Origin of the sequence: Brevundimonas sanguinis, from assembly GCF_029636725.1 — a bacterium.
Lineage (GTDB): Bacteria > Pseudomonadota > Alphaproteobacteria > Caulobacterales > Caulobacteraceae > Brevundimonas > Brevundimonas sanguinis.
Map to the genome: position 1 here is coordinate 1074959 of NZ_CP116770.1, position 12398 is coordinate 1087356.

14 protein-coding genes and 2 pseudogenes are annotated in these 12398 nt (G+C 61.2%); 11 read left to right on the plus strand and 5 right to left on the minus strand.

Translation table 11 applies throughout. The features are described 5' to 3' along the window. Positions 1-67: 67 nt before the first annotated feature. From PIB44_RS05465 to PIB44_RS05475, 3 genes are all read right to left on the minus strand, one after another. Positions 68-907: a hypothetical protein gene (locus PIB44_RS05465; RefSeq protein WP_253120565.1), complete on the minus strand. Its 840-nt coding sequence runs from the start codon at positions 905-907 to the stop codon at positions 68-70. 67 nt (positions 908-974) lie between these two features. Then, entirely contained in the window at positions 975-1469 is a 495-nt protein-coding gene (locus PIB44_RS05470; protein WP_075657195.1) for a TIR domain-containing protein, read from the minus strand. 10 nt (positions 1470-1479) lie between these two features. Continuing rightward, on the minus strand, positions 1480-2346 hold the full coding sequence (locus PIB44_RS05475) for a DUF4231 domain-containing protein (protein ID WP_278070705.1): 867 nt from the start codon (positions 2344-2346) through the stop codon (positions 1480-1482). A 423-nt stretch (positions 2347-2769) separates the two neighbouring features. Here PIB44_RS05475 and PIB44_RS05480 point away from each other — a divergent pair, with 423 nt between their 5' ends. The 3 genes from PIB44_RS05480 to PIB44_RS05490 all read left to right on the plus strand — a co-directional run bounded on the left by PIB44_RS05480 (position 2770) and on the right by PIB44_RS05490 (position 4274). Beyond that, on the plus strand, positions 2770-3297 hold the full coding sequence (locus tag PIB44_RS05480) for an antirestriction protein ArdA (protein ID WP_258124068.1): 528 nt from the start codon (positions 2770-2772) through the stop codon (positions 3295-3297). Between the two features lie 193 nt (positions 3298-3490). Continuing rightward, the gene (locus tag PIB44_RS05485) at positions 3491-3706 is read left to right on the plus strand and encodes a transcriptional regulator domain-containing protein (protein WP_231771260.1); all 216 of its coding nucleotides are present in this window, start codon (positions 3491-3493) and stop codon (positions 3704-3706) included. Positions 3707-3752: 46 nt separating this feature from the next. Then, positions 3753-4274: a DUF2285 domain-containing protein gene (locus PIB44_RS05490; RefSeq protein ID WP_253120562.1), complete on the plus strand. Its 522-nt coding sequence runs from the start codon at positions 3753-3755 to the stop codon at positions 4272-4274. A gap of 291 nt (positions 4275-4565) precedes the next feature. Here PIB44_RS05490 and PIB44_RS05495 read toward each other — a convergent pair whose 3' ends face one another. Then, positions 4566-5378 (minus strand): APH(3')-I family aminoglycoside O-phosphotransferase, encoded by an 813-nt coding sequence (locus PIB44_RS05495; protein ID WP_258124095.1) that lies wholly within the window; start codon positions 5376-5378, stop codon positions 4566-4568. 105 nt (positions 5379-5483) lie between these two features. Further along, complete coding sequence (locus PIB44_RS05500; protein ID WP_278070706.1) at positions 5484-5777, minus strand: DNA -binding domain-containing protein; 294 nt, start codon at positions 5775-5777, stop codon at positions 5484-5486. 454 nt (positions 5778-6231) lie between these two features. Here PIB44_RS05500 and PIB44_RS05505 point away from each other — a divergent pair, with 454 nt between their 5' ends. From PIB44_RS05505 to PIB44_RS05535, 8 genes and pseudogenes are all read left to right on the plus strand, one after another. Then, entirely contained in the window at positions 6232-6501 is a 270-nt protein-coding gene (locus PIB44_RS05505) for a helix-turn-helix transcriptional regulator (protein WP_258124062.1), read from the plus strand. Positions 6502-6618: 117 nt separating this feature from the next. After that, positions 6619-7577, plus strand: a pseudogene (locus PIB44_RS05510) (replication initiator protein A). Positions 7578-7635: 58 nt separating this feature from the next. Beyond that, entirely contained in the window at positions 7636-8154 is a 519-nt protein-coding gene (locus PIB44_RS05515) for a DUF2840 domain-containing protein (protein WP_278070707.1), read from the plus strand. Then, on the plus strand, positions 8151-8696 hold the full coding sequence (locus PIB44_RS05520) for a S26 family signal peptidase (RefSeq protein ID WP_278070708.1): 546 nt from the start codon (positions 8151-8153) through the stop codon (positions 8694-8696). Before PIB44_RS05515 ends, PIB44_RS05520 begins: the two co-directional genes overlap by 4 nt. Further along, positions 8675-9067: a DUF736 domain-containing protein gene (locus PIB44_RS05525; RefSeq protein WP_253120556.1), complete on the plus strand. Its 393-nt coding sequence runs from the start codon at positions 8675-8677 to the stop codon at positions 9065-9067. The genes PIB44_RS05520 and PIB44_RS05525 overlap by 22 nt, the downstream gene beginning before the upstream one ends. Beyond that, positions 9064-9996: a lytic transglycosylase domain-containing protein gene (locus PIB44_RS05530; RefSeq protein WP_278070709.1), complete on the plus strand. Its 933-nt coding sequence runs from the start codon at positions 9064-9066 to the stop codon at positions 9994-9996. Before PIB44_RS05525 ends, PIB44_RS05530 begins: the two co-directional genes overlap by 4 nt. A 460-nt stretch (positions 9997-10456) precedes the next feature. Next, positions 10457-10909: pseudogene (locus PIB44_RS15170) on the plus strand (type VI secretion protein); the annotation flags it as partial. 333 nt (positions 10910-11242) lie between these two features. Then, the gene (locus PIB44_RS05535) at positions 11243-12364 is read left to right on the plus strand and encodes a DUF3363 domain-containing protein (protein ID WP_230999696.1); all 1122 of its coding nucleotides are present in this window, start codon (positions 11243-11245) and stop codon (positions 12362-12364) included. The last annotated feature ends 34 nt before the right edge of the window (positions 12365-12398 follow it).

Here is a 12398-nt window from a genome sequence, read left to right on the forward strand (position 1 = left end):
GGTGTCTTGCTCGTCAGCCTTTAGGCGGCCGAATGCGTAATCCAACGTTCAACCAGCCCATTTTCGTCTAGTGCCCTAGGATGGTCTGCATCCTGCCTTGAAGCGTAGCAGTTAGAGCGCCGCGCCCTTCGACATTGTTAAGGTAACGGACATGGCGAAGGTGTCGTAGATCGAACGGAATATCGTGCTCGCTCTGCGTGATAAGAATCACCTCACGCCCAAGCGTGTGCGCAATGCCCGCCTCATAGAACACGTTTGGGTTTCTGCCGGTGCAGTCGCATACAACGACGCGCGAACGGTCGATGAGGGAAACCACGTCCTGAATGATTGCCGGGTTCTCCCAAATATCGTCCGCCCGCCTGCAACGAAGGCCAGCATTGCCAGCACCAAGTTGGATGGCAGCATAGACATCATTGAAGCCCGCATCGAACGGCATCATCACTGATGCTAAGGCAGGCTCGATGTTTTCATGTTCGGGGATTTGGAACACGGCCGGGCGCTGACGGCGGGGACGCACGTTGCGGAGCAAGAATCGGTAGAGGTCTACGTCCTTCACCGCCCAGTGATTCCGCGAAAACTCGAAGTCGTGAGGCATGTGCAACTCTGCCCGGTTCGCATGAATCATGCTGTTTTGTAGCGGTGGCACTTCCCCGTCGAAGCTGACTTCAAGAGACACATCCCTGCCGACGATGCGCGCGCGGTTGATCTGACCGACATAAGCGGCTTCATCCGTCGTGCCCTCTTCGCAGAACAAACACGGCAGAGCGGCGAGACGATCTAGAAGAGGGTTCCCGCCTTCACGGAACTGTTCGGTTATGTGGTCATCCGTGTATTCAAACATCCGCCCCACCGGAACGGTGACTCTGCCCGAGTGCCAATCGACGTTGAACATCAAGAGATTGAACATTGCTCCCCCAAGCAATTTGGAATGGGCTTAGCTTCAACGCTTCTTGTAGAGGCCTGCCCTGATCCAATCAGCTTGCATCGAACTGCGCATAGTGCCTAGCGCCACCGTTCCTATCAGCGTAGCTGAGCCGGCTAAACTCGCTCGGCCAGTTAGCCATCGCGTGCTTCAATGCAGAAAGCTTATATGGGATGTGAACGACACAGCCCTTGTCGCGAATGATTGCGGGACATCTGTTGCTATCTTGTCGATTGGTTTCATTCAAATTTGCCGCAATGATCGGCAGGCCAAGCTCAAGGGCAAGCTCCAATTCCCATCGCACATACTTGTATAGATTTTTTGTTTTTTCACCTATCAAGACAACAACAGCGGACGACTGCCTCATTCTCTCGCGCAGCTTCGACTTGACGTATTGCTCATCTTGGGCGCGACCCGTCATTGTATCCAGATCGTGCGCATTCTGATACGTGAAATCTATATTTCTGTTGGCCTTCCAGCCGTTCATATAGGCGTACGCCCATTTATCATTGTCGCCGTCAAATACGACATAAGCAGCGCCAGACATCTATTCCCCCTTAGTCCGATTGCCTTGCAAGCCACAAGGTATGTTCTCTTGAAAATGCTTTTTCCGCATCATTCACAAATTCTGAGAACTGGCCATCAGATTTCATGTCGTCTATTAGTGCTTTAATCAAGCCGATTTCATGTGCGGTTACTGTGTAAGCGGCAGATAACTCATTAAATTTTTTAATTTGCATCCACCCTACGATTGAAGCTGCGACGACAATGAGCGGCTCTATTGGCCAATACTGCCAACTTGGTAAAGCGATACGACTCAAGGCCATCGAACCCGCGATGACGTAACAGGCACCACTCACCCATACCCACATCCGGGAAGCATTGCGATTAGCCTTAGATTTTCGCCTATACCAACTCCGCTGATCCTCGACACGATGCTTTATATAATACGCCATTCTGTCTTCGCGAGTTTTAACTCGCACGGCGTCCATAGCCCGGGTGATTTGGTCATTTCCAGACCAATCGTCCGTGATGCGTTTCGCGGTTTCTATGTTTTCGCGAAAAATTGCATTCAACTGGTCTCGAAACTGCACCCTTGCTTGTGCATCTTCTCCCTCGAACGGCGCGGCGTGCATCATATACCGCCAAGTCAATGTTTTGACGCTTTCGGCTAATGCACGACACCTATACCACCACTGCTCCGGTTTACTTTGTGCGCGAGCTATGAGGATGACTAGTCCAACAACAAAAACTCCCGCGTAAAGCACGTAGTAGATGATATCATTCATGAAGCTCATAGAAAATATAGCTGCAAAAAACAACGCAACGTATTCGCCACGTATGAGCCGCAGAAACGTTCTTTGATACATATTGGAAGCGTTGTCTGCGTCTAGAAACAGCGCAGGGTAATCGTCGTGCTTCATCATGCCCCTCCCGTCACCGTCGCAAATATTATTGTTGCGTCCTGCGCGCAGAGGCAAGCGCCATCGCGACAGTCCCCTAGAAATGCCAGAAGATTCTGGCATGTCCATCCCCCGGCGCTCCGCGCCGCTGGCTGCCCTCCGGCTCTCTACGGCGCAATATGGAAGCGCGTTCGCCTCCGGGCAGGCGCGGCTATCGCCGCATGACCCTCAACAGGTTTGCTAAGGGCTTTGCCCTCGCGCCAGCAAGGTAAGTGGAACCGTCCGGGGCGGTATCCCCAGCCTTCCGCGCTTCCGCTTGTGCAGGCCGGGTGATCCCCCTCCGCCCCGACCGCCCTTGCTCGTTGCTACCCCAGTCTCGGCGACGGCCAGAAGGTCAGGCGCGGCGTTCCGCTTCGCTGACCTTCAGACCCGAGGATCAGAGACATGACCAAGGTATCCGACAGCAAACCCCGCATCTATGTTGCCTGCCTTGCCGCCTACAATAACGGCTATCTGCACGGGGCTTGGATCGACGCGGATCAGGCCGCCGACGAGATCAGGGACGGGATTGCCGCGATGCTTGCCCGTTCCCCCGTTGAGGATGCGGAGGAATACGCCATTCACGACTATGAGGGCTTCGAGGGCGTCGACATCTCGGAATATGCCGACATCGACAGGGTGGCGAGGATGGCCGCTTTCATCGCAGAACATGGCACACTCGGCGCCGGCCTGTTGGAGCAGTTCAGGGGCGACATAGACCAAGCCGAAACCGCTTTGCAGGACTGCTATCATGGTCAGTTCGCCAGCCTCGCCGACTACATGGAGGAATTGACCACCGAGAGCGTCACGATCCCCGAGGCACTACGCTACTATGTCGATTGGCAGGCGATGGCGCGCGACGCTGAGATGGCCGGCGACCTGTTCACCGTCGAAACTGCGCACGGTGAGGTGCATGTGTTTTCCAACAGGTGAAAACATGACTGCGTGTTCGTGCTCATACGGGCACGCGTCGCGGAATCACCGGCTGTCGCCAAGCCAAAAATACCAAAAATGATCGGGTTAGCCGCTTAAGGTATCTGCTTTGAGCGGCTTCTATATTTCCAGTGATGATTGAACCTCTTCTTGCCGGGCGCTGCCCAGCATCCCGGCTCGGGGAGGTGACGCCATGCTCAACATCGATTGGCGATCACCGGCGGCATACGGGCACACAAAGCACATCCCTGCCGCTGGGTTCGCTTGGGAATACCTGCGCCGCAACGACGAATATCGCCGGGACTGCCAGACCATCGCATTGACCGGAGGGGCGGCTGCCCGCGACCTCGAAGAGTTCGCGCATCGCTGGGGTTTGCGATTTCCCGTGCGATCCCGACGCGCCGCATGATCGGCAATCGCCGATCTGGAGTCCGCGCCTTCAACCGCAAGCCGTGATGTTGTCGCCAGTCAATCACAAGGACGACGACACCGAACCGGTACTGACGTTGGCGCATCTCGACGGCCTCGATATGCGCCGCGCTGCCGATGGCTGGCACGGCATCTGGCAGGCGGACGGCGTTGCGCATCAATTCTGGCTACCCGTGGCCGTGCCGGACACCGCCGCGTTTTACGCCGTCACGCTACCGATGGACGCCTTTCTGGAGCTGCGCGCTCACGCTGTCCGTCGATTCTGGCGGTCCCTCAATGGCCGCGCGCCCGGTCCCGACTTCCGGGCGATCCCCGCCCAGCTTCGGCTATGGCACATCCTGTCCCTGCGTGCGCTCGACGCACGGTTGCGCGGCGAAAGCTACCGCACCATCGCCAAAGTCCTGCTCGGCTTTCGCGGCAGGAAGGAGGATTTTGAGAACGACCCGCGCAAGAACAAGGCCCGCCGCCTAGTTGCGCATGGCATCAAGATGATGCGCGGCGGCTATCGCCTGTTACTTCATTACCCGATCAAACCCTGCAAGCGTTAATCGTTTGCGAGCGCTATCTGTCGAAAATCATGTCGCAAATTTGTGCCGCTTACGACAAAGACATGCAGCACGGAAACCCTGCTTCTCCGAGACCGGCCGATCTGTTGGAGAATTTTAGAAATTGCGTGACGGTGATGGTATTTGCCGGTCAGATCAATAGGGGCCGTTAAAATAGCACTTACGCTTCTCGCCCCCTATCTCGCAAGGGATGCAATTTCGAGAATGACGGAGTTTGGTGGTTCTGCCACTGCCAGCCTGTGTTTCATTTGCCGTGGTAGCTGTCGTCTAATATCAAAAAAGCTCGTCCAACATCAGGTGGAATAGCAGCTTGCTTGGATCTGGCTTAGGAACGCCGTACCGGGCGAGAAACCTGTCCTGTAACGCCTCATCGAACTCTCCGAGACAGTTCCAGAGTATCGCCAAATCTTGGTAGCGGTCGGCAATACCGACACGGCCTGCGTCGATACAGCCGATTACCACACCATCCACCATAAGAAGGTTGTCGAGCGAGAAGTCCCCATGTGTGACAACCTGATCGGCCATGAAAGGCAGGTGCCGATGCATTTCCTGCCAAACCTGTTCTGCTGTCCAGCCTTCGCGTTCCTCATCGAAATCGTCTTCTTCGACCAAGCCGGCGTCGATCCGTTTGCGCGCCAGTCCGAGTCGATAGCTATGATCGCTGGTAAATGGACATTCGCTGATCGGAATTGCATGTAGCGTCCGAAGGAAGTCCGCCAGCGCATCAATAATGGTCGTTCTCTCCTCTGGACGCGCTTCCAGAGCCTGATATGCGGTTTCACCTGCCAAGGCCGTCATAAGGAGCCAGGCTTCGTCGGTAGTGCTGACGAAATGCGTGACGGTGGGAACCGCTATGTGGTTGGCCATCCAACGCAGTCTAACCATCTCATCCACGAGATCATTGGCAACGGTATCGCGACCATGCTTCAGGAAGAGATCGGGTGCACCTGCCTTGCCGTAGAGCCGATATACCACTCCCCCGGACTCACCGACATTATTCCGCGCCCACGAATATCCCTTCACCTCTTCCGATAAACCCGCCGGCACTGGCATCTCCGCGCAGTTTACTTCCCTATATTCATCCATAGCTTGCCTATATTCATCCATAGCTTGCGTGAACCTACTTGCGGGTAGTTGTCGCAACAATCCCGAAATCTGCGACAAGAAACAAGCTGAAATTATCTCCGATCTTCATACCTTGTTGGCTACCGCCTGCTCCAGAATCTTCCGATAGCCTTCACGCGACAGCCATTGCGCGCGTTCGAGATGGCTTTGCCAACAACGATAGGTCCGAAGTTCCTCGGCGACCGGATCGCGGTGCAGCACGATCCGCGCGACCTCCTTCCAGTCCGCATCTTCGGCCTTCGCATCGAGAAGGCGCAGATACGTCACGAAATGCCGTTCGTCATAGACGGTTATGTTGTCGCCTGTCGGCGCGATGTCGTCCACATCGGGATCGAGTTCGACGGGAACCCGCATAGTCATTCCCCGTATCCGAGAGAGCTTGTCTGCGGTGCGCCCCCGCAAACGATTCTCTCTGACTCTTGGTGATCGGGGAGTTCGAAACCGTCACGAAACGGCCCCATGGCCTTTAGCTCGGAAAGCCTGTTGTATACGCCACAGGCTCCCCGACCATAGGTCAAGGAGTTGGTGCCGTTCTGGCCAGCACCAGCCATTCGTGAGGGGTTTCGACGCCCCGGAGCAGCGCGTCTGCTCCACCGACATTCTTAGCCGAACCGCGTGCGAATGTCTTCGCCTATTCGGCCCGGCAGGCGATGAGCCGCTGAAATCCTTCCGTTATTAGCCCGAAACACGCCCGCAGGGGGTGCCGTCAGCGCATAGGCGCAAATGCGGCACGCTACGCGCCGCCGATGCCTCGCCATGGTTCGCCACAGTCCGCTGCCGCCCCCGGCAGCCCAATTCCGACTGGAGGTGATCCATGCCCAACCCGCTTGCGGGCCTGCCGCCGCGCCTGTTGCGCACCAAGGAAGCCGCGCGCTTCCTCGGCATATCCGTCCGCACCCTTGAGAAGCATCGCACCTATGGCACCGGCCCGACCTATCGCAAGGTCGGCGGCCGCGTCCTCTACACCGTCCGCGATCTGGAAGACTGGAGCGCGGTCGGTGAGCGTAAGTCCACCCGCGACAAGACCGCCGGCATCGTGTTTCCCGCGCGTCCGCTCACCCCCGAAGAACGGGGCGACTGCTAGATGCTGCGCGAGGACGGGCACGACCCCGCGCAGCCGACCGAGGACAGCGAGCGCAGCCGCCTAGACCCATTCGTGGTGGCGACCGGCGACGCGCCGTCGCGCGACCAGCGCGATTTGATGGAACGGCCGTTCTTCTCGCTGGCGAAGACCCCACGCACCAAGCCGATTCTCTACAAGGCCGCTGACATAGAAGTGCAGGTGTTCGGGATGCCCGAGCACGGCATGGCGACCATATGGGACGCCGATGTGCTGATATGGGCGGCCTCGCAGATTGTCGCGGCCGAGAACACCGGCCTCGCCACTTCGCGCTTTATCCGCTTCACGCCCTACCATCTGTTGCGCGCCATCGGCCGCCCGACCGGCAATCACCAATACCGGCTTTGAAAGCCGCGCTGGCGCGGCTGCAATCGACCGTCATCGCCACCACGATCCGCAACGGCCCGCATTGGCGTCGCCGGCAGTTCTCTTGGATCAACGAGTGGGAGGAAATGACGACGCGCGCCGGCCGCGTCGAGGGCATGGAGTTCGTCCTGCCCGAATGGTTCTACAACAGCGTCATCGACCGTTCGCTGGTCCTGACCATCGACCCGGCCTATTTCCGGCTGACTGGCGGCATTGAGCGATGGCTTTATCGCGTCGCCCGAAAGCACGCCGGGCACCAGCGCCACGGCTGGATTTTCGAGATTGCGCATCTTCACCAGAAATCCGGCAGCCTCGCGCGGCCGTCCGACTTTGCGCTCGACCTGCGCCGGATCGCGGCCCGCCAGCAGCTCCCCGGCTACCTGCTCCAGATCGAGCGGGAAGACGGCCGTGAGTTGCTGCGCATCCGCCCCGGAAACTTATCAACAGGCACTGTTGATAACCCTGTTAATGCCATCGGCACATCCGGCGCACGGGGTATCGGCACATCAGGCGCATCACTATCGGCACATCAGGCGCACGAACCGCAGCTAACGCTTTGGCCTGAAACGCGGAATCCGACTGCTAACTTATCTAACAGAGAATCTAACTCTTATTCTTTGACGCGCGCGCAGGCGAAGCGTGGTGCCGGTTCTGCCCGAAGGGGCGAACCATGACGGCCGCGCCCGACGCACTGCGCCCGCGCAGCCCCCAGCACATCACCGGAGACGAACAATGACTCGTCGCGCCCGCCGCAGCGCGCACGGCCGTCCGCTGCCGGACGGGCCGGCGCCCTTCACCACATTGGTCGAGCTGACCTTCGAGAAACGCAAGGTTGAGCACTGGATACGGTTCGGCCACAAGAGCTACGAACAGATCATCGACCGCCGCCGCAGTGTCGTCGGCTTCGCACCGAGCAGCGTTTTCGCCTTTGTGCGATGGGCGAGCGGCGAGCATGGCACGGTCGTTTCGCGCATCGACATTGTGCGCGCCATCGGCCGGGGCGAACCGTTCCAGACATTGCCCTTCGTCCGACCCGGCGGCGAAATCCTGTTGCGCCTCGATAGCTGGCCCAAGGTGCAGCGCGCGCTTGCAGCCATCGACGCCGTGGATGCGCTCGGCCTCGATCCGGCCGATGCCTCGCCGGATCACTGGCGGCACGTCCACAACCGTCTGACCGCCAATCTGGAGCCGCACGCCTACACCCCCGAGCGCCACGCCGCTTGGCTTCATCGCCGAAGGATCGGCCCATGACGCGCCGCCGCACCCTCACGGTGACGGTGCTCGCCGTCATCGGCATCGCCGCCGCAAGCGCCGTCGATTGGCCTTTGAGGCTCATCTGGAACGCCACGGCCAGCGCGCCAGTCGGGTTCTACACCGTTGAGCGGGCCGACCGGATCGACGTGCCCGAGCTAGTCGCCATCATGCCGCCCGAACCGCTCGCCGCCTTCATGGTCGAGCGCGGCTATATCGCGCGAGGCGTCCCGCTCTTGAAGCGCGTTTTGGGCCTGCCCGGACAGCGGGTTTGCCGCGCCGGCCGCACGATCACGGTTGATGAGATCGAGATGGGCGAGGCGCTGGAGCGCGACAGCCTCGGCCGCGATCTGCCCGTCTGGCAGGGGTGCCGCGTCATCGGCGACGACCAGCTTTTCCTCATGAATTGGGAAGTCCGCGACAGCCTCGACGGCCGCTATTTCGGACCCATCCCCGCAGCTTCCGTCATCGGTCGAGCGGTCCCGCTCTGGACCGATGAGGAAGGCGTCGGCCGGTACGAGTGGCGCGCGCCGACGCACTGAAACCATCCCCCGAAAGCCAATCACAGGAGATTTCAATGGCAGAAATAGGCACCTTCACCCGCACCGAAACCGGCTATGCCGGAGAGCTTCATTCGTTCGGCCTCCACGAAAAGCTCTTCATCGTCCCGGCCAAGCCGAGCGACGTGAAAAACGCGCCCGACTATCGCCTGCACCTCGATAGCGAGGACGGCCCGGACGCCGGCGCGGCATGGAAGGACGCCAGCGAAAATGCCGGCGACTTCGTGTCGATGAGGCTGGAGGGACCGATCTTCCCGTTCCCGATCCGCGCCAAGCTGTTCCAGTCCAATGACGACCCTTCTGTCTGGACCCTGCGTTGGAAGCACCCCCGGAAAGTCGAGGACGAGGAGTGACGGCCGCGCGCGTCCGGCCAGCCATCCGATCAAAGATCGGCATCCCTTTGTTCGCGGGAAAGCCGTCTCATCCCTTCGTCCCGCTCGGCGACCAGACGGCCGGCGCGCGCAGCGAAGGTCAAGGGCGGCCATCGGCCGGCGCTTGCGCCTTGCCCTTGAGCGCAGCGAGCACGCTGGCAGGCTGGTGGCGAAGCGGAGAAAGGCAGGCATGGCGTTGTGCAATCCTGTTGCTGGCCGGCGCACTTTCCGCCTGCATCGGATCGGGCGTCGCTGTCGCGCAATCCGCGCCCGTCGAGCGGCCGGCCGCAGCCCATCCCTATGCGGCCAACATCGCCGAGGCGTCGCAGCGTTTCGGCATCCCCGAGCACTGGATTCGCGCCGTGCTGCGCGCCGAAAGCGCGGGCGACGTGCGCGCGGTTTCGGCGGCCGGGGCGATGGGATTGATGCAGGTGATGCCCGACACATGGGCGGGCCTGCGCGTCCGCCATGGCCTCGGCCGTGATCCCTATGACCCGCGCGACAACATCCTCGCCGGCACCGCCTATCTGCGCGAAATGTTCGACCGCTACGGCAATGTCGCGGCGATGCTGGCGGCCTACAATGCCGGTCCCGGCCGCTACAACGAGCACAGCGCGACAGGCCGACCGCTTCCCGCCGAGACGCGCGCCTATGTCGCCGCGCTCGCCCCGATCCTTGGCGGCGCGGCTCCATCGGATACGCTATCCCCACAGCCGGCACCGCCGCCCGATTGGCGCGAGGCACCGCTATTCGTCATGCGCCCCGACGACACGCGAGCTGCCGCCGCACCGCCGTCCGAGGCGCAATCAGGCGACGGCCACGCTGCCATTCCGGCGCGCGACCCCGCCCGTGCGGAGCCGCAGGACGGTAGCATTTTCGTGGCGAGCGCCAGCGACGGGGAAACGCCATGAGCGCGGCGTTCCCGCGTTCGGCCGCTTTGGTTTTGGCATCCGGTCGGTCAGGTTTACGCCCGGCAGGTTTACCGGCAGGAGGGGCAGAAAAGGCAGAAAGGGCGGAGGGCAAGATTAAAGAAGACGGCACCATATCGGGCCGCTTCTGGAAATTGTTGTTGTCTGCACACTGGTTAGGTGGCCGGTTCCGGCACCATGGTTTTGAGGGGTCGCGTGCCGCGATTTCGCACAAAGCCTTGGCTTTGCTGGGTTTCGAGCGGCACCATAGGCCCATATCAGCCGTTTTTCGGTGGTTTTATCAGGAGTCGCGCCCATGAGCGCCGACGATGAAAACCGCTTCCGTCCGAAGCCGGGCCGTATCCGATCCGACACACCGAAGGCCGGCAAGACCAAGAGCTTTTTCACGCAGGTCAAGAAGATCACCCGGCAGCATCAGGCAGCAGCCTCCCGCGATCCTTCCATGCCGTCATCCGCTCGCCCGTCATCGCCGGGGCGGTCCCGTGCCGTGGTCGCCAGCGGCAAGGGCGTGAAGCGCGGCCGGGGCGCGAGCTTCGTGCGCGCTCGGAACATCTCCGGCCAATGGCATCATCGCCAGCCCGGCAGCCGCCGCGTGATCGTCAAGCAGCGCAGCGTTCGGGCCGCGTGGAAGGGCGCACGCGCCCGCGCGCATCTGCGCTATGTCCAGCGCGACGGCACGTCACGCGACGGCGAGCGGGGCCGGCTCTATTCGGCGACCGAGGACCGCGCCGATGGCGACGCCTTCCTTGATCGCGGCAAGGACGACCGCCACCAGTTCAGATTCATCGTCTCGCCCGAGGATGGCGCGGAGCTATCGGACCTCACGGCCTACACCCGCGATTTCATGAAGCAGGTGGAAGCCGACCTCGGCACGAAACTCGATTGGGTCGCCGTCAACCACTACAACACCGGCCATCCCCATGTGCATGTCATCGTCAACGGCCGCGACGAGATGGGCGAGGATCTAATCATCAATGGCGACTACCTCGCCAACGGCCTACGGGAGCGCGCCAGCGAGCTTGCCAGTCTGGAACTCGGCCCCGTCACCGAAATCGAGCAGACCCGCAAGCTGTCGGCCGAGATAGACCAGGACCGTTTCACCCGGATTGACCGCGCCATGGCCGAGGAAGCCGATGCCCGGTTCCTCGACCTGCGCCATGAACCGGCCGCACCGCGCCGCCAGTTCGAGCGCACCTTACGCCTGCGCCGTCTCGCCAAGCTGGAGAAGATGGGACTGGCGACCGAGCACGCGCCCGGCGTTTGGGAGTTGAGCAAGGACATGGAGCCGGCCCTGCGCGAGTTGGGCGAGCGCGGCGACATTATCCGCACCATGCAGAAGGCGCTCGGCCCGCAGGGAGGCGAACGCGATCCCATGAGCTTTCAAATCCATGACGGAGCGCCAGAGACACCCATCGTCGGCCGCGTCGTGGACAAGCACCTGTCGGACGAGCTGGGCGAGAACCTGACCATTGTGGTGGACGGGATCGACGGCAGGACGCACCACATCGCAGGCATCGCGCCCGAGCGGCTGGAGGACGCCCGCGTTTGCAGCGTCGTCCAGATCGGCCCGGCCGAGGCGACCGCCCGACCGTCCGAACGCGCCATTGCCGCCATCACCGAGGACGGCATCTATCGTCCGAGCCGCCATCTGGAGCAGGCGAAGTTCGAGGGCCGCGTTCCGGGCGGCGATTATGAGGGCTATGTCGATGCCCATGTCCGGCGACTGGAGGCATTGCGCCGCGCCGGGATCGTCGAGAGGATCGACGCCGACCAATGGCGCATCCCCGATGATCTGGTCAGCCGCGCCGCCGCCTATGACGCCGGCCGTGACCGGCAGGCCAGCGTTCGCATCCTTTCCCCGGTCGATCTAGGCAAGCAGATCGGATCGGACGGCACGACATGGCTGGACCGGCGATTGGTCCATGGCGAAACGGCCGACCTTGCGCCGGCCGGCTTCGGCCAGCAGGTGCGTGAGGCGATGGACCAGCGGCGCGAGCATCACATCGAACAGGGCGATGCCACCCGAGCACGGAACGGCCGCATCTTCTACCGGCGCAGCCTTCTCGCCACCTTGCGCGAGCGGGAGGTTGCCCGCATTGGCGCGGAGATGGCCGAGGGCAAGGGGTTGCCGTTCCGTGCCGCCACGGACGGCGAGAACGTCAGCGGCAAGTTCACCGGGACCGTTCAGCTATCGAGCGGCAAGTTCGCCGTGGTGGAAAAGAGCCATGAGTTCACGCTTGTCCCGTGGCGGCCGGTGATCGACCGCCAGCTCGGCCGCGAGATCACTGGCGTCGTGCAGGGCGGATCGGTGTCGTGGCAGTTGGGGCGAAGGCATGACCTTGGCCTTTAGCACATACGCGTGTTTCATCCGGTATCTATCATGC

Bases quoted from the DNA above. Each gene is read 5' to 3' on its own strand.
- PIB44_RS05470 (WP_075657195.1), bottom strand. From the start codon at position 1,469: ATGTCTGGCGCTGCTTATGTCGTATTTGACGGCGACAATGATAAATGG.
- PIB44_RS05490 (WP_253120562.1), top strand. From the start codon at position 3,753: ATGTTGTCGCCAGTCAATCACAAGGACGACGACACCGAACCGGTACTG.
- PIB44_RS05475 (WP_278070705.1), bottom strand. From the start codon at position 2,346: ATGAAGCACGACGATTACCCTGCGCTGTTTCTAGACGCAGACAACGCT.
- PIB44_RS05520 (WP_278070708.1), top strand. From the start codon at position 8,151: ATGACGCGCCGCCGCACCCTCACGGTGACGGTGCTCGCCGTCATCGGC.
- PIB44_RS05535 (WP_230999696.1), top strand. From the start codon at position 11,243: ATGGGACTGGCGACCGAGCACGCGCCCGGCGTTTGGGAGTTGAGCAAG.
- PIB44_RS05480 (WP_258124068.1), top strand. From the start codon at position 2,770: ATGACCAAGGTATCCGACAGCAAACCCCGCATCTATGTTGCCTGCCTT.
- PIB44_RS05500 (WP_278070706.1), bottom strand. From the start codon at position 5,777: ATGACTATGCGGGTTCCCGTCGAACTCGATCCCGATGTGGACGACATC.
- PIB44_RS05505 (WP_258124062.1), top strand. From the start codon at position 6,232: ATGCCCAACCCGCTTGCGGGCCTGCCGCCGCGCCTGTTGCGCACCAAG.
- PIB44_RS05515 (WP_278070707.1), top strand. From the start codon at position 7,636: ATGACTCGTCGCGCCCGCCGCAGCGCGCACGGCCGTCCGCTGCCGGAC.
- PIB44_RS05465 (WP_253120565.1), bottom strand. From the start codon at position 907: ATGTTCAATCTCTTGATGTTCAACGTCGATTGGCACTCGGGCAGAGTC.
- PIB44_RS05485 (WP_231771260.1), top strand. From the start codon at position 3,491: ATGCTCAACATCGATTGGCGATCACCGGCGGCATACGGGCACACAAAG.
- PIB44_RS05495 (WP_258124095.1), bottom strand. From the start codon at position 5,378: ATGGATGAATATAGGGAAGTAAACTGCGCGGAGATGCCAGTGCCGGCG.